Here is a 14,493-nt window from a genome sequence, read left to right as displayed (position 1 = left end):
GATAAGGATTGGCAATGAGCAACTGGCTGGTGGACAAACTGATTCCCTCTATCGTGCGCTCTGAAGCACAAAAGAGCAGCGTGCCCGAAGGGCTCTGGCGCAAGTGTCCGTCCTGTGACGCGGTGCTCTATCGCCCGGAGCTGGAAAAGAATCTGGATGTGTGCCCCAAGTGTGCGCACCACCTGCGGATCAACGCGCGTCGCCGCCTGGATATTTTTCTTGATGAAGAAGGTCGCAGCGAGATAGCGGGCGAACTCGCCCCTGTTGATCGTCTGAAGTTTCGCGACAGCAAGAAATACAAGGATCGACTGACCGCCGCACAGAAGGATACTGGCGAGAAGGACGCACTGGTGGTAATGCAGGGTACGCTCAAGGGCAGTCCTATTGTCGCCAGCGCATTCGAGTTCAACTTCATGGGTGGCTCCATGGGCAGCGTCGTTGGAGCGCGCTTCGTGCGGGGGGCCGAGACCGCATTGCGTGAGCGCATCCCCTATGTCTGTTTCTCTGCTTCCGGTGGGGCGCGCATGCAGGAAGCATTGTTTTCGCTGATGCAGATGGCCAAAACCAGTGCAGCCCTGGCAAAGATGAAGGAGGAGGGGATTCCCTTTATCTCGGTCATGACGGACCCGGTTTATGGCGGTGTGTCGGCCAGCCTGGCAATGCTCGGAGACCTGAACGTTGCAGAGCCCAACGCGCTGATTGGTTTCGCGGGTCCGCGGGTTATCGAACAGACGGTTCGCGAGAAACTGCCACCCGGATTTCAGCGCAGCGAATTTCTTCTGGCCCATGGCGCGCTGGACATGATTGTGCCTCGCGGCGAGCTGCGTGATCGGTTGGCCAGTATCCTGAGTATTCTCACAGATAAGCCGGCACCGGTTTCACAACTGGAGTTGGACGAGACCGAAGCCGGGACCGCTTGATGCTGGCTGCAGATCTGGCGGGCTGGCTGGCCCGTCTGGAAAAGCTGCATCCCACTGATATTGAAATGGGTCTGGAACGGGTTGCCGAAGTGGCTCGGCGCACGGGTATCCGGCAACCCGGCTCACGGGTTTTTACCATTACCGGCACCAACGGCAAGGGCTCAACCTGCGCTGCGCTCGATAGCCTGCTACGCCGGTCGGGCTTGAGAACAGGTGTTTATACCTCCCCTCATTTGCTCACCTACAATGAGCGCGTCTGTGTCGACGGCCAACCTGTCTCCGACCATCAATTATGCGATGCATTTGCCGCAATAGATCTGGCCCGCGCCGAGATCTCTCTTACCTATTTCGAGTTCGGCACTCTGGCGGCAATGTACTTGTTTCAACTCGCCGAGCTGGATGCCTGGGTGCTCGAGGTCGGGCTCGGCGGTCGACTCGATGCGGTGAACATCATTGATCCGGATGTGGCGATAGTCACCAGTATTGGCCTGGATCATCAGGAGTATCTCGGCAATACCCGGGAGGCAGTGGGTTTCGAGAAAGCAGGCATACTGCGTACCGGTAAACCTCTGGTTTGCAGTGAAACGGACCTTCCTCAAACCTTCGCTGCTGCGGTGGCAAGGCTGCAGGTACCTGTTCAACAAAGGGGGATCGGCTATGGCTGGGAATCCAGCGATAGTGGATGGTCAATATGGGGCGTTGGTCCCAAGTTGACTCCCCGGCGTGTGAATCACCTGCCGCCTGTGCATCTTCCCCGTGATAATCTCTGCAGCGCTCTGCAGGCTTTCTGGGCAGCAGGTCTGGATCTGCCGGATAACCAGATCATTGAAGCGCTTGACGCGGCCCGGGTGCCCGGCCGTCTTGAGCAGCGCACAATCAGCTGGCACGGCCAGCCTCGCAGACTGTTGCTGGATGTGGGGCACAACCCCCATGCCGCGGGTTTTCTTGCCCAGCAGCTGCGTGCTCGACCCCTTGATCGTCATGCGGTCTTCGGTTTGCTCGCAGATAAGGATCTCGCCGGTGTCGTACATCCCTTGTTGGGAGTGTTCGACGGCTGGGCGGTGGCGCCTCTGGATAGCCCGCGGACCCGCCCGAATATCGAGCTGGTAACCCATTTGACAGCGTTGAGTGAGCGCGTCGAAGCCTTCGAATCAGTACCCGCGGCTCTCGAACAGGTGTTGGAAAATACGCCAGCAAGTACCGAAATTGTGATATTCGGGTCGTTTTTCTGCGTTTCAGCCGCCATACTCTGGCTGGATGAACAGACACGGGAAGTGAGCAATGGATGACAAATTGAAGCAGCGTCTGATAGGTGCACTGGTGCTGATCATAGCGGCAGTGGTCTTTCTGCCGATGCTCCTGTCCGGGCAGGATGAAACGGTGCGGGTAGAGGTGGAAGTACCCGAGGCGCCGGTTATGGATGAAACCGAGATAAGAACTGCGGCGCCAATAGAGATGCCCGAGCCGGAGCCTGTTCCGGACATTCCTCCTCCCGGTGAAATAGTCGAGAATCCCGAACAGCCCGTTACATCTCCGGCACAGGTCGAGACCAAGCCTGTCCCCGAGCCGCCCGAGCCCGAAGTGGCAGCCCCGGCCATTGCCGAAGGTAGCTGGGTCGTACAGCTGGGTAGTTTCAGTGGCGCCGCCAATGCAGAAGCGTTGCGCGATACTCTGGTTTCCCAGGGCTACAACGCCTATACCCTGTCTGCCAGGGTGGATGGCAGCGACATTACCCGTGTATTTGTCGGCCCACTGATTGACCGGGCCGGTGCCACAAAACTTCGCGACGAGTTGGCAAAAAGACACGGCATGCAAGGACTGGTTACAGCCTATGACGTCGGTACAGGCAAGAGATAGCGGTTCCGAAGCGGGCAGGGGCTCTGTTAGAATATCGGCCTGTTCTTTTTCGGGTGGTACGTCGTGACGCTAGGCTGGATCGATTGGGCCATTATTGCCATCATTGCCGTGTCGGCCCTGATCAGCCTGGCCAGAGGTTTCGTCAAGGAAGCGCTGTCCCTGCTGACATGGGTTATTGCCGGGCTCATTGCCTGGATGTTCGGTGGGGCCTTGGCAGGTCATCTCTCGCCCTTCATCGAGACTCCGTCCATCCGCGTTATTGTTGCCTGCAGTATCCTCTTTATTTTGACGCTGTTACTCGGCGGCCTGATCAACTATCTGATCGGCCAGTTGGTCCGTGTGACAGGGCTGAGCGGCACGGATCGCTTTCTCGGCATGATTTTTGGCGCCGCACGCGGCGCGCTATTGATTGTCGTCGCAGTGGGCCTGCTCAGCCTTGCCCCTGTCGAAGGTGATGTGTGGTGGCGGCAGTCCGAACTGATCCCCCATTTTCTTCTGGTGGCCGACTGGTCCAAGAATATGATTCTCGGTTTTTTCGGTCGCTGATTCTTGCGCTTATCAGCAGAAAGCGTAGTACGCAAAAGAGGTATTGAGGCATGTGTGGCATTGTTGGCATAGTGGGCAAGTCGAACGTCAATCAGTCACTGTATGACGCTCTGACCGTGCTGCAACATCGTGGCCAGGACGCCGCCGGCATCGTAACCTGTGATCGGGGCCGGCTCCATTTGCGCAAGGATAACGGGCTCGTCCGGGACGTCTTTCATCAGCGGCATATGCAGCGGCTGGTGGGCACCATGGGCATAGGTCACGTGCGCTACCCGACCGCCGGATCCTCGAGTTCGGCCGAAGCTCAGCCGTTTTATGTGAATTCCCCATACGGTATTACTCTGGCTCACAACGGCAACCTGACCAACGTCGAACAGTTGTCGCGGGAAATTTACGAGTCGGATCTGCGTCATGTGAACACTAATTCCGATTCGGAAGTACTACTAAACGTGTTTGCCCACGAACTGGCTCGCGGGGGCAAACTGCAGCCAGGCAAAGAAGATATCTTCAATGCAGTGCGCGCCGTTCATGCCCGCTGTACCGGCGGCTATGCGGCCATCGCAATGGTGACCGGCTATGGCGTGGTCGGGTTCCGTGATCCCCATGCGATTCGCCCCATCGTCTTCGGCAAGCGTGAAACCGAAAACGGTACCGAGTACATGATCGCTTCTGAAAGTGTGTCGCTGGACGTGCTTGGCTTTGACCTGATAAGGGATCTTGAGCCGGGCGAGGCGGTATATATCACCGACAAGGGCGAGCTGCATACTGCCCAGTGCGCTGAAAACCCCAGTTACTCGCCTTGCATCTTCGAGCATGTCTATCTGGCTCGTCCCGATTCCATGATAGACAACGTGCTGGTCTATAAAGCACGACTGCGCATGGGTGAAAAACTGGCGGAGAAGATACTTCGTGAGAAACCGGATCACGGTATCGATGTTGTGATCCCGATTCCCGATACCAGTCGCACCTCAGCCGTAGAGCTGGCTAATCATCTGGGCGTGAAATTCCGCGAGGGATTCGTCAAGAACCGTTATATCGGTCGCACCTTCATCATGCCCGGACAGGCTGCACGGAAGAAATCCGTGCGTCAGAAGCTGAATGCCATCGAGCTCGAATTTCGTGGCAAGAACGTCTTGCTGGTTGACGATTCGATTGTGCGCGGTACTACCTGCAAGCAAATCATCCAGATGGCCCGCGAGGCGGGCGCTGCCAAGGTGTATTTCTGTTCTGCGGCACCTGCGGTGCGCTTTCCGAACGTATATGGCATTGATATGCCTAGTGCCCATGAGCTTATCGCTCACGGCCGTACTACCGACGAAGTTGCTGAACTGATTGGCGCAGACTGGCTGATTTATCAGGATCTGCCAGATCTGATCGATGCGGTAAGCGAGGGTAATCCTAAGCTCACCCGTTTCGATTGCTCGGTATTCGACGGTGATTATGTGACCGGGGACGTGAACGAGGCATATCTTGGCAAGATCGAACAGGCGCGTAACGACGCAGCCATGTCGACCAGCGAAATGGGCAGCGCGGTGATCGAGCTGCACAATAACTAGACCAAGGACTCGGTACCAATCAACAGGCACCGACAGCACAAGTGAGTCTGATATGACTGAAGAATGGGATGCTGGTCGACTCGACAGTGACCTTGAAAATGCCGGATTCGACACGCTCGCGGTGCGGGCGGGTCAGCGCCGGGGGCCCGAGGCGGAGCACGGCGAAGCACTGTTTCTGACCTCAAGCTATGTGTTTCGTAGCGCTGCTGACGCCGCTGCATGTTTTGCTGGCGAGGCTAAGGGCAATGTCTATTCACGCTATATGAACCCGACCGTGCGTACCTTCGAGGAGCGTATGGCCGCACTTGAGGGCGCCGAGCAGGCGGTGGCGACCGCCTCCGGCATGGCCGCCATAATGGCCATGATCATGAGTCTGTGCTCTGCCGGCGATCATGTGCTCGTTTCACGGAGCGTTTTTGGCGCCACAGTCAGCCTGTTTGACAAGTACTTCAAGCGTTTCGGTCTGGAATATGGCTATGTGGAATTGACTGACCTGGGGGGGTGGAAAGCGGCGTGCAAGCCCAATACGCGTTTGTTTTTTGTCGAGTCCCCCTCCAATCCTCTGGCTCAGCTGGTTGATATCCGTGGCCTTGCCGGGATTGCCAGAGAGCAGGGTGCACTGTTGGCGGTGGACAACTGTTTCTGTACCCCGGCCCTGCAAAAACCGCTGGAACTGGGTGCAGACCTGATCATTCATTCTGCTACCAAATACATCGATGGTCAGGGTAGGTGTCTGGGCGGACTTGTTGCTGGCCGACGAGAGCACATGCAGGAAGTCGTGGGTTTTTTGCGCACGGCAGGGCCGACGCTGAGCCCGTTTAACGCCTGGGTATTTCTCAAGGGTCTGGAAACCTTGCGCCTGCGCATGCAGGCACACTGTGCGAGCGCCCAGTATCTGGCGGAGTGGCTGGAGGCTCAGCCGGAAGTAGAACATGTGTATTACGCCGGTTTGCCTAGCCACCCCCAGCATGAGCTTGCCCGAACTCAACAGAAGGCATTCGGTGCCGTCGTGAGTTTCGAAGTGCGCGGTGATCGCGCTGCGGCATGGCGTTTTATCGATGCAACGCGCCTCATGTCTATTACTGCCAACCTGGGCGACAGCAAAACGACTATTACCCATCCTGCTACCACTACCCATGGACGACTTTCTCCAGAAACCCGCGCCACCGCGGGAATCAAGGAAAACCTGATCAGGCTTGCCATCGGTCTGGAAGAGGTGGAGGACCTGCAGGTTGATCTGCAGCGAGGGCTGTCAGCTCTTTCATTGTAATTATCAGGTATGTTTTGCCAAACGTTTCACATTAGTGCGAAAAAGATATTTGTATTGTGATGATGCTGTTTTAAGTTGGTCGAGCCGCAGGGAAGCGGGTCAAGCCTGCCATGCAGTACCCGGCAGTGCGGCATCAAACTCACAAGGAGAATATCCAATGAAAAATATCTTTCTGGCACTGTGCCTTTCCCTTTCTGCTCTTTTGACCTTGCCAGCTATGGCAGAGCCCGCAGAAACTTCTATGGTCAGCGTGAACATCAACCAGGCCAGTGCTGCCGAGATGGCTGAAGTGTTGCAGGGAGTAGGTGAGTCCAAGGCGCAGGCGATTGTCGATTACCGGGAAGAAAACGGTAACTTCGCGGCTGTCGGTGACCTGGCCCAGGTCAATGGAATCGGGCCCGCTACCATCAAGAAAAATGAAGCGCGCATCGCTCTGGAGTAACTACAGGCGCCGAACTCGCCACCCAGGGTGGTGAGTTCAGGTCCTTAATCGGCTCACCGAATCACTCAATTGATGGGCCAGTCCCGCCAGCTGTTCGCTGGTAGAGGCGCTTAACAAGGTCTGCTCGACCGTTCTCTCGGTTACATCCCGAATATGTACGATGCTTTGAGTAATAGCTTCTGCCGCCTGACTTTGCTGCTCAACGGCGGAAGCGATCTCACTATTGCCATCCCGAATCTGGCTTACGGCCGTGGTAATAACTGCCAGAGATTGTCCCGCCTCGTTGCTCTGCTCCACGGACTCCCTTGTAAGGCCTGCGCTGGCTTGCATATCCTGCACTGCATCTGTTGTGCCGCCCTGCAGGGCCTCGATCATTCTCTGGATTTCGTCGGTAGAGCTCTGCACACGCTGAGCCAGTGCCCTCACCTCGTCGGCCACGACAGCAAAGCCGCGCCCCGACTCGCCGGCGCGGGCAGCTTCGATCGCAGCGTTGAGCGCCAGCAGGTTGGTTTGCTCGGCGATGCTGCGAATCACGTTTACCACCCCGCTTATTTCTTGACTGTGGCCCTGTAGGGTTTCCATATGCCGGGTACAGCGCTCGATACTGGTTGCCAGGCCCGCGATCGTGCTGCTGACCCGCGCAACCTGGTCGCGTCCGTTACGTGCCAGGTCATCAGCCTGCAGGGACTGGTCCCGGGTCTTCGAGCTGTTGGAGGCGATGTCCTGCACCGTTGCACTCATCTCGTTTACCGCAGCGGCGACCATGTCTGTTTCACCCTGCTGGCTTATCATGCCGTCGCGCACGCGACTCATTACCTGGGCCAGCTCGGAGGCGCCTTGATCGAGTTGCTCTGCGGCCTTGCGTACAGCGCCCACTACCTGTTGCTGGGATGCCTGCATCGCATTGAAGGCCCGCGCGATGGAGCCGATTTCGTCCCGGCTATTCGCCTGGGCACGCAGCGTGAGATCACCACGTTCCTGTACGGCAAGCATGATGTCTCGTACCGCAATGATATGTCGGGTAATAAAGCTGATCAGTAGCTGTGACACCACGAGTACGGCTAGCATCAACACGAATACGGCGACGGCATACAGGGGGGCTCGAGCCATTGTCAGTTCAAAAAAATCAATGCGCTGCACCCCCATAAGGCGAAGATCACCTTCGCTATTGAGGGCCCATGCGCCGGTAAACGCATCGGCCTCTTTTGAGCCCAGTTCTTCTGCCGGAATCCATGTGGGAGTCGAGAAAGTGCGTGAGCCGGCTTGCATGGCCGCTGGGGGCGTCAGAGCTTGCAACCATGGAAATGCAGTCTTGTCATAGGAGGCTTGTATCAGGGCCTGACCCATATCCCGGCGCTGGTCCTGCAGACTTTGCCGTTCAACCATCAGGGCGACGAGCACTAGAACAAGGGTGCTGGCAAAGGCGACGGCATTGACGGCCCAGAACTTGTATTTCAGAGGAATATGTTGAAGAAAGACCATGCCTGCTCCCAAGGGGTGTTGTTGTGTACCGGGGCGCGATTATAGAGCCCTTACGTTGATATCGGTTGATGCGGGTCAAACTTGACCGCAATGTATGAGTTTTCAGGCGCCGCGTAGCTGTCACTGATCGGTTATACTGCGCGACTGAAAAAGGAACATGCTGATATGACCCAATCGCCTGAACCCCTGATGATCAATCAGGATGCTGAATTAGCCCACTGGTGCTCACAGTGGCTGAAGCTTTCGTACGTCGCAGTAGACACCGAGTTTGAGCGTACTGAAACCTTCTATCCGATTGCAGGCCTGATTCAGGTTAGTGACGGTAGGCAAGCGTTTCTCGTTGATCCATTGGCAATAAGCGATTGGTCCCCGCTGGTCGAGGTATTGCAAAGCCCCAGCGTTATCAAGGTTCTGCACTCGTGTAGTGAGGACATCGAAGTCTTCCTGAAGCTATGCGGCGTGGCTCCGGCCCCGTTGTTTGACACCCAACTGGCCGCAGCCTATCTGAACATGGGTTTTTCCATGGGGTATTCACGCCTGGTCAAGGCGTTGCTGGATATCGATCTGTCCAATGAAGAAACCCGCTCTGATTGGTTGCAACGCCCGCTGAGTGAATCTCAGCTCCGCTATGCCGCGGCCGACGCGGTGCATCTTGCCGAACTCTATCAGCTAATGGCCCCCCGTATTGAAGCGGCCAGCCTGACCCCGTGGTTGCTCGAGGATACGGCCGAACAAGTGGCCGCAGCACAGCGCATCCAGGAGCCGGAAACGGCCTTCATCAACGTTAAGCAGGCCTGGCGTCTGAAGCCTAATGAACTTGCGGTTCTCAAAGTGCTCGCCACCTGGCGTGAGCGTGAGGCGCGCGAGCGTGACCAGGCCCGCAACCGCATGCTGCGTGAGCGTACCTTGTGTCCGCTTGCCCAGCGTCAGCCTGATAATCTGCAAGCGTTGGCACGTATTGAGGACATGCATCCACGTACGGTGCGTCAGCATGGTAGCGAAATTCTCGAGCTTATCCGCCAGGGACAGAATGTGCCTCCAAGTGAGTGGCCTGAGCGTTTGCCTGAGCCACTCCCTGCCGATGCCAACGGGCTGCTCAAGGCCCTGCGCAAGGTGGGGCAGGCCCATGCCGAACGTCTGAATATCGCGCCCGAAATAGTGTTGCGCAAGAAAATCACTGAAGCGCTGGTGAGAACCGGCTTTCCCGCTGGGCCTTATACTCTCCCGGAGGAATTCATTGGCTGGCGACGTGAATTGATGGGAGAAGAGTTACTGGCTATCGCCAATGCCAGGGATGCCAATTCATGAAAGTGATGTGCTCTATCTACCGTAGCAAGCGCAAGCAGGGCATGTACCTGTATGTGCCGCGCAAGACCGATATGGCTGAACTTCCCGAGTCACTCATGCAGTTGTTTGGCGCGGCCGAGCTGGCCATGGATCTGGTGCTGACCGAGCAGCGGACATTGGCTCGGGAGGATATCCACAAGGTACTGGCCAATCTGGAATCCCAGGGATACCACCTGCAGATGCCACCCAGGGAAGATGAGTATCTGATCCATCTACCCGATGAACTGCTGTACCGCAACGACCCGATCTGAAGTTTCCTGTTCAGCCGGGGCTGCAAGTTGGTTCAATACTGGCGTGGCTCTGAACGCAGGGGGTCGAGCAGGTAGCTCAGGCCGTTGTGATCGATTTCTTGCATCAGGGCCAGCAGCCGTCCGATTTCGCCGGACGGAAAACCTTCACGTGCAAACCAGTTCAGATAATGCCCCGGCAGATCCGCGATTTTACGGCCCTGGTATTTTCCGAAGGGCATTTCCCTGGTCACCAGCAATAGCAGATCTTCTGGAGCCATCGTTCTCTCTCGGTTACAAAATCACAGTTTACCAGTATCTGCACAGGAAGCCGGCAAGAGGAAACTCGCGTACCCTGTGGCCATTGCACGTCAACCATCACTCACAGGTAACAGGAACCAATATGATAGTTAAAGCATTGCGAACAGGTCTGGGTAATCTGATCATCTTTCTCGACTTCATTACCCGTCCGAGAAAGATGAAACGGTCAGCCGAAAATCAGGCTGCGGTAGAGCAGGCCGCTGCTGGCCTGGCCCTTTATCAGTTCAGGGCCTGTCCCTTTTGCGTTCGCACCCGCCGTACCCTGCACCGGTTAAATGTGCCTGTGACCCTCAAGGATGCCAAAAACAATCCCGCGGATCGTCAGGCATTGCTCGAGGAGGGTGGCAAAATCAAGGTGCCATGTCTGCGAATCGAGGAAGAAGGTAAAGTAACCTGGCTGTATGAATCAAAGGTGATTGGTGCCTACCTTGAGGACCGCTTCGCTACTGCCTGATTACAAGGTTCCGGTTCCGCGGTAGATGCAGCCGCTGGTGCAGGTTTCTCTGATGGTGATCTGACAGAGTTCCGGCAGTAGCGGCTTGAGTTCCCGCCAGATCCATTGCGCCAGAATCTCGCTTGTGGGGTTTTCCAGACCGGGGATATCATTCAGGTAGTTGTGATCGAGGGTCTCATAGATAGGCTTGAATATGGCTTTGATGTCACCAAAGTCCCTGATCCAGCCAGTATGCGGGTCAGGATCGCCCTGTATATGTACCCCGACCTGAAACGAATGTCCGTGCAGCCTGCCACATTTGTGCCCTTCGGGCACATGCGGGAGACGATGAGCCGACTCGAACGTGAATTCCTTGAATATTTCCATAGGGCTACCTTCATGCTAGGGCTGGGTGAGGGCCGCAATTCTACCCCACCAGGTTCGATACCCACAGCGTTCCGGACGCTACCATTCACGCTGCATGTTGCGCGTGGAAATCTGCTCATTGAGTGTCCAGTAGTCGTACAGCACACCCAACAAAAACAGCCCGCCGGTGAAAAAATACAGTATGGCAGTGATCCATTTGCCCATGTAGAGGCGGTGGGCGCCGAAAATACCCAGAAATGTCAGCAGCACCCAGGTCAGATTGAAATTCACCGGGCCACTGCGGAAGCGTCGGTCAGCGCTGCGGTCCATTGAGGGGATCAGGAATAGATCGACAATCCAGCCGATCAGAAAGAAGCCGAGGGTAAAGAACCAGATGGTGCCGGTAATGGGCCTGCCATAGTAGAAGCGGTGTGCTCCCATGAAACCGAAGATCCATAGAAGGTAGCCGATAGTCTTGCTGTGCGTGTCTGAATAGGCCATCAGGGCCGACCTCTAATCGAATGGGTGACTGTGCGATACTGTGAATGAGGGTAGACCATAAATGATTATCGGGGCATATGCATGGCGACTGCCGAAACTGTGAACTGGATCAAAAAAGCTCAGGACAGGATTACACGCCTGGGCAGCCACACTGTGCGGGTCGGTGTTACCGGTCTGAGTGGTGCGGGCAAGACCACCTTCATCACCAGCCTGATCAATCAGCTGGAAAATCATCAGCGCGGTCTGCTGGCCAGGCGCGCGCCTTTTGATCGGCTGACCTCCGTACGCTGGCAACGCGAAGGGGTGACACGGCCGTTCCCCTATCTCGAAGCGCTTGGCGCGTTGGCATCCAGCCCTGCGCAATGGCCTTCCTCCACGGCAGATCTCGCGCGGGTCGTGATTGATCTGCAGTTCCGGCCCGAGGGCTTGCTGAAATCCCTGCAGGGTAATCGTTCGCTACGTATCGAGCTCCTGGATTATCCCGGCGAGTGGCTGCTCGATCTGCCGTTGCTGGGGCTCGAATATGGACAGTGGTGCGAGCAGATGCAGGCGTTGCTTGACAGCGAACCTCGGCAATCACTAGCGGGCGATTTGCGCGACAGGCTGAGAAATATCGATCCGGCCGCAGTGCATGATCCGGCTCTGCTGAGCCAACTGACAGCTGACTGGACGGCATTCATGCTCCGTTGCCGTACTGAGGGTGGCCTGTCGCGTAATCAACCGGGACGATTCCTGTTGCCGGGTAGCGGCATTGCCGCAGATATGCTGATGTTCGTGCCCCTGCTGAGTGCCAACCGTTACAGCGAGGGTCCCGCCGGGAGTTGGTGGGCGCAATGCAAGGAGCGTTTCAACTACTACCGGGACTTTGTCGTAAAAGGATTTTACGATGCGCATTTCAGGCAGCTCGACAGGCAAATTCTCCTGGTAGACATGCTGACACCCATGCAGGCAGGACAAGCGGCACTGGCGGATTTGAAGCTGGCACTCGAAGAGGTCATGGGCAGTTTCCGTTATGGACGCAATTCGCTGTTGCAGCGCCTGTTCAGTCCAAGCATAAGCCGCATGGCTATCTGCTCCACCAAGGTGGACCAGGTTGCTCCGGCCCAGCAGCGGTCACTGCAACAATGCCTGGAAGACCTGGTAACCGATAGTATTTCTGAAGTGCGACACGGGGGTGTAGAGGTGCAGGGCTTCCCCCTGGCGGCCATCAGGGCTGCGGATCAGGAAGGTGAAACGATGATTGGAGGGCTGGTTGGCCAGACCGCGTTCATTCGCTATCAACCCGTTACGGTGCCTTCGCACCTGCCGCTGGATCTGAAGTTTGCGGGCCCCAGTCTCTTGCATCTTCGGCCGCCTTCGGGCCTGCACCGGAATGAACCCTTCCCGCATTTTCGCATGGATGAGCTGGCCGGGTGGATTCTGGAGGGTCGCCAGCCATGAAGACCGATCGAGAGAAACAGCAGGACGGGCCGCGAATTCTCGAGACATGGGAGCCGGCACCGCAGCAATCTCAACAGGATGCGCGGGTATTGGAAGAGGTTGAATATCACTCCCGTTCAACCGGAACGCCGGTGCCTATGCCTACCGGCATTCACAATGCGCCGCCATTGAGTCCGTGGCCGCGGCGTCTGGGTTTGATGCTGCTATCGGTGGCGCTCGGAGGCGCGGTGGTGGAATGGACCCAATGGTCTCTTTCAGCCTGGTCTTGGAACCCGCTGGCCGGCGCCCTGGTCGGCGGCGTGGGAGTGGTGCTTGCAGGCACCGGATTGCTCGGCTGGAATGCCGTGCGTCGTCAGCGTCAGAGACTGAGCGCCCTGGAGCAGCTGCGCAAGGAGATGCGTGCGGCCTTGAAGGCTCCGGAAGAACGCCTGGCACTGGACTGGCTTGACCGTTTGCAGGCGCTACATGCCAATACGCCACTAGCGGAATCAATGAATAGCGTTTGCGCCGATCTTGATCAGTCTTATACCGCAGAGGAGATCAGCCGTAGGCTGAACGCGCAGTTCTATCAACCTCTGGATGTTCTTGCTCGCAAGCTGATCCGTAACGAGTCGGTAGGAACCGGGATGCTGGTGGCCACCAGTCCCTGGGTATCGGTTGACCTGGTACTGGTGATCTGGCGCAATATCCGAATGATGCAACGGGTTGCTATTTGTTATGGGCTGCCCATAAGCCAGCTTGGCAAGTGGCGTCTGGCACGGCACGTGCTGCGCAATATCGCCCTTGCCGGTGGTAGCGAGATGGCCATTGGGGCACTCAGCGACAGCGTACTTTCCGGCTTGATGGAAAAGCTCGCTGCACGGGTGGGGCAGGGCATCGGTATAGGTCTTTACAGTTCGCGCCTGGGTCACTTCACGCTGGACCTGTGCCGCGCAGTGCCCTTGCCCGACAAGAGCGGACTGGTCGAAGATAACCGCGGTATTATTCAAGGCATCAGGGAAAGGCTGGGACGCACAACGGATGACAGCATATAAATCACGCACGCGATGGTTGTTCGAGCGCTGGTTGAAACAACGCACAACGGAGTTAGGCAACCGCTGGGAAAAGCTGAAAACCCAATTGCTGCCGGCTGATTGGCCGGCACGCTGCGAGCGCGTCAAGCGGGTACCTGAGGGTGATTATGGGCACTGGCAGCCACGGCCCGGTTCGAGCAGCGCCGAACTGGTATTGCTGCTGGCTTCGGTGCCTCTGTATCAGCGGCGCTGGCTAGCCACCTTGCTGGACTCGCCCGCCGCAGGTGCGCGATCGCTGGTGGAGGCGCTGGAGCGTTTGCAACTGGATTGGCGCAGTCAGATCGATCCGCTGCACAGTCATCGGGAATACGCCAGACAGTTGGCGATTCTTGCTGCCCAGCTTGATTTGCCACCGGTTGCGGAGTCGGCATACCTGGAAAATGAACAGCAAATCCACGCTGCCGTGGACGAATTGCTCTTTACTTCCCTGCCCATGCGCCTGCGGGCCGAGCTGCTTAGCCGGTACTCCCCGGGCAACGGTCATTATATTGCCTGGTGGCATCAGCGTTTGCTCGCTCGTGCCGGTGAGCCAGAGCATGAACTCGAAGGTATTGGTGCCGACGACTGGCCGGAGATGCCTCCCGCCTGGCTGGCTATAGGCTGGCTCTGTGGGCTGCGGTTGTTTGCAGAAAACGCCGAATAGCCGCCATCTTATGTGGGTATCCATAGCTGCGCATTCCCTTTTGCTATGATCGCGGATTGCCCTTTGCGG

17 protein-coding genes are annotated in these 14,493 nt (G+C 57.0%); 13 read left to right on the top strand and 4 right to left on the bottom strand.

Annotated features, from left to right (window positions below; translation table 11 throughout):
• Window positions 1-14 precede the first annotated feature (14 nt).
• The 7 genes from accD (at window position 15) to IEV54_RS14690 (ending at window position 6,591) form a co-directional block, all read left to right on the top strand.
• Entirely contained in the window at window positions 15-920 is a 906-nt protein-coding gene (gene accD, locus IEV54_RS14720) for an acetyl-CoA carboxylase, carboxyltransferase subunit beta (RefSeq protein WP_150278952.1), read from the top strand.
• Window positions 920-2,209, top strand: a complete 1,290-nt coding sequence (gene folC, locus IEV54_RS14715) for a bifunctional tetrahydrofolate synthase/dihydrofolate synthase (protein WP_150278953.1) — start codon at window positions 920-922, stop codon at window positions 2,207-2,209. The genes accD and folC overlap by 1 nt, the downstream gene beginning before the upstream one ends.
• Window positions 2,202-2,777: an SPOR domain-containing protein gene (locus IEV54_RS14710; RefSeq protein ID WP_150278954.1), complete on the top strand. Its 576-nt coding sequence runs from the start codon at window positions 2,202-2,204 to the stop codon at window positions 2,775-2,777. Before folC ends, IEV54_RS14710 begins: the two co-directional genes overlap by 8 nt.
• Window positions 2,778-2,840: 63 nt before the next feature.
• A complete protein-coding gene (locus IEV54_RS14705; protein ID WP_150278955.1) occupies window positions 2,841-3,323 on the top strand; it encodes a CvpA family protein in 483 nt (160 codons plus the stop codon).
• A gap of 50 nt (window positions 3,324-3,373) precedes the next feature.
• The gene (gene purF / locus IEV54_RS14700) at window positions 3,374-4,879 is read left to right on the top strand and encodes an amidophosphoribosyltransferase (protein WP_150278956.1); all 1,506 of its coding nucleotides are present in this window, start codon (window positions 3,374-3,376) and stop codon (window positions 4,877-4,879) included.
• A gap of 52 nt (window positions 4,880-4,931) precedes the next feature.
• Window positions 4,932-6,149: an O-succinylhomoserine sulfhydrylase gene (locus tag IEV54_RS14695; protein ID WP_150278957.1), complete on the top strand. Its 1,218-nt coding sequence runs from the start codon at window positions 4,932-4,934 to the stop codon at window positions 6,147-6,149.
• Between the two features lie 157 nt (window positions 6,150-6,306).
• Window positions 6,307-6,591 (top strand): ComEA family DNA-binding protein, encoded by a 285-nt coding sequence (locus IEV54_RS14690; protein ID WP_150278958.1) that lies wholly within the window; start codon window positions 6,307-6,309, stop codon window positions 6,589-6,591.
• A gap of 36 nt (window positions 6,592-6,627) precedes the next feature.
• Here IEV54_RS14690 and IEV54_RS14685 read toward each other — a convergent pair whose 3' ends face one another.
• Complete coding sequence (locus IEV54_RS14685; RefSeq protein WP_150278959.1) at window positions 6,628-8,073, bottom strand: methyl-accepting chemotaxis protein; 1,446 nt, start codon at window positions 8,071-8,073, stop codon at window positions 6,628-6,630.
• A 165-nt stretch (window positions 8,074-8,238) separates the two neighbouring features.
• Here IEV54_RS14685 and rnd point away from each other — a divergent pair, with 165 nt between their 5' ends.
• Both rnd and IEV54_RS14675 read left to right on the top strand, forming a co-directional pair.
• The gene (rnd, locus tag IEV54_RS14680) at window positions 8,239-9,381 is read left to right on the top strand and encodes a ribonuclease D (protein ID WP_223825538.1); all 1,143 of its coding nucleotides are present in this window, start codon (window positions 8,239-8,241) and stop codon (window positions 9,379-9,381) included.
• A complete protein-coding gene (locus IEV54_RS14675) occupies window positions 9,378-9,671 on the top strand; it encodes a YcgL domain-containing protein (RefSeq protein ID WP_150278960.1) in 294 nt (97 codons plus the stop codon). The genes rnd and IEV54_RS14675 overlap by 4 nt, the downstream gene beginning before the upstream one ends.
• 32 nt (window positions 9,672-9,703) lie before the next feature.
• Here IEV54_RS14675 and IEV54_RS14670 read toward each other — a convergent pair whose 3' ends face one another.
• A complete protein-coding gene (locus IEV54_RS14670) occupies window positions 9,704-9,928 on the bottom strand; it encodes a DUF3820 family protein (protein ID WP_150278961.1) in 225 nt (74 codons plus the stop codon).
• A 122-nt stretch (window positions 9,929-10,050) separates the two neighbouring features.
• Here IEV54_RS14670 and IEV54_RS14665 point away from each other — a divergent pair, with 122 nt between their 5' ends.
• Window positions 10,051-10,422, top strand: a complete 372-nt coding sequence (locus IEV54_RS14665) for a glutaredoxin family protein (RefSeq protein WP_150278962.1) — start codon at window positions 10,051-10,053, stop codon at window positions 10,420-10,422.
• On the opposite strand, the gene queD is transcribed toward IEV54_RS14665, so the two are convergent.
• Together queD and IEV54_RS14655 are read right to left on the bottom strand one after the other, a co-directional pair.
• Window positions 10,423-10,788 (bottom strand): 6-carboxytetrahydropterin synthase QueD, encoded by a 366-nt coding sequence (gene queD, locus IEV54_RS14660; RefSeq protein WP_150278963.1) that lies wholly within the window; start codon window positions 10,786-10,788, stop codon window positions 10,423-10,425.
• Window positions 10,789-10,866: 78 nt separating this feature from the next.
• A complete protein-coding gene (locus IEV54_RS14655) occupies window positions 10,867-11,268 on the bottom strand; it encodes an NINE protein (protein WP_150278964.1) in 402 nt (133 codons plus the stop codon).
• A gap of 81 nt (window positions 11,269-11,349) precedes the next feature.
• Here IEV54_RS14655 and IEV54_RS14650 point away from each other — a divergent pair, with 81 nt between their 5' ends.
• The 3 genes from IEV54_RS14650 to IEV54_RS14640 are packed head-to-tail and all read left to right on the top strand — an operon-like array spanning window position 11,350 to window position 14,424.
• Window positions 11,350-12,708 carry a YcjX family protein gene (locus IEV54_RS14650; protein ID WP_150278965.1) on the top strand — a complete coding sequence of 453 codons (1,359 nt, stop codon included), beginning with the start codon at window positions 11,350-11,352 and terminating at the stop codon, window positions 12,706-12,708.
• A complete protein-coding gene (locus IEV54_RS14645; protein ID WP_150278966.1) occupies window positions 12,705-13,742 on the top strand; it encodes a DUF697 domain-containing protein in 1,038 nt (345 codons plus the stop codon). The genes IEV54_RS14650 and IEV54_RS14645 overlap by 4 nt, the downstream gene beginning before the upstream one ends.
• Window positions 13,729-14,424 (top strand): hypothetical protein, encoded by a 696-nt coding sequence (locus tag IEV54_RS14640; RefSeq protein ID WP_150278967.1) that lies wholly within the window; start codon window positions 13,729-13,731, stop codon window positions 14,422-14,424. Before IEV54_RS14645 ends, IEV54_RS14640 begins: the two co-directional genes overlap by 14 nt.
• Window positions 14,425-14,493 lie beyond the last annotated feature (69 nt).

The sequence above is a fragment of the Halopseudomonas salina genome, from assembly GCF_014637955.1.
Classification (GTDB): domain Bacteria; phylum Pseudomonadota; class Gammaproteobacteria; order Pseudomonadales; family Pseudomonadaceae; genus Halopseudomonas; species Halopseudomonas salina.
The sequence above is the reverse complement of the archived record's forward strand: the minus strand, read 5'-3'. Positions and strand labels throughout refer to the sequence as shown.

What these genes read in the sequence shown, in the direction of transcription:
- accD (WP_150278952.1), top strand. Translation starts at nt 15, where the DNA reads ATGAGCAACTGGCTGGTGGACAAACTGATTCCCTCTATCGTGCGCTCT.
- folC (WP_150278953.1), top strand. Translation starts at nt 920, where the DNA reads ATGCTGGCTGCAGATCTGGCGGGCTGGCTGGCCCGTCTGGAAAAGCTG.
- IEV54_RS14710 (WP_150278954.1), top strand. Translation starts at nt 2,202, where the DNA reads ATGGATGACAAATTGAAGCAGCGTCTGATAGGTGCACTGGTGCTGATC.
- purF (WP_150278956.1), top strand. Translation starts at nt 3,374, where the DNA reads ATGTGTGGCATTGTTGGCATAGTGGGCAAGTCGAACGTCAATCAGTCA.
- IEV54_RS14695 (WP_150278957.1), top strand. Translation starts at nt 4,932, where the DNA reads ATGACTGAAGAATGGGATGCTGGTCGACTCGACAGTGACCTTGAAAAT.
- IEV54_RS14690 (WP_150278958.1), top strand. Translation starts at nt 6,307, where the DNA reads ATGAAAAATATCTTTCTGGCACTGTGCCTTTCCCTTTCTGCTCTTTTG.
- IEV54_RS14685 (WP_150278959.1), bottom strand. Translation starts at nt 8,073, where the DNA reads ATGGTCTTTCTTCAACATATTCCTCTGAAATACAAGTTCTGGGCCGTC.
- rnd (WP_223825538.1), top strand. Translation starts at nt 8,239, where the DNA reads ATGACCCAATCGCCTGAACCCCTGATGATCAATCAGGATGCTGAATTA.
- IEV54_RS14675 (WP_150278960.1), top strand. Translation starts at nt 9,378, where the DNA reads ATGAAAGTGATGTGCTCTATCTACCGTAGCAAGCGCAAGCAGGGCATG.
- IEV54_RS14670 (WP_150278961.1), bottom strand. Translation starts at nt 9,928, where the DNA reads ATGGCTCCAGAAGATCTGCTATTGCTGGTGACCAGGGAAATGCCCTTC.
- IEV54_RS14665 (WP_150278962.1), top strand. Translation starts at nt 10,051, where the DNA reads ATGATAGTTAAAGCATTGCGAACAGGTCTGGGTAATCTGATCATCTTT.
- queD (WP_150278963.1), bottom strand. Translation starts at nt 10,788, where the DNA reads ATGGAAATATTCAAGGAATTCACGTTCGAGTCGGCTCATCGTCTCCCG.
- IEV54_RS14655 (WP_150278964.1), bottom strand. Translation starts at nt 11,268, where the DNA reads ATGGCCTATTCAGACACGCACAGCAAGACTATCGGCTACCTTCTATGG.
- IEV54_RS14650 (WP_150278965.1), top strand. Translation starts at nt 11,350, where the DNA reads ATGGCGACTGCCGAAACTGTGAACTGGATCAAAAAAGCTCAGGACAGG.
- IEV54_RS14645 (WP_150278966.1), top strand. Translation starts at nt 12,705, where the DNA reads ATGAAGACCGATCGAGAGAAACAGCAGGACGGGCCGCGAATTCTCGAG.
- IEV54_RS14640 (WP_150278967.1), top strand. Translation starts at nt 13,729, where the DNA reads ATGACAGCATATAAATCACGCACGCGATGGTTGTTCGAGCGCTGGTTG.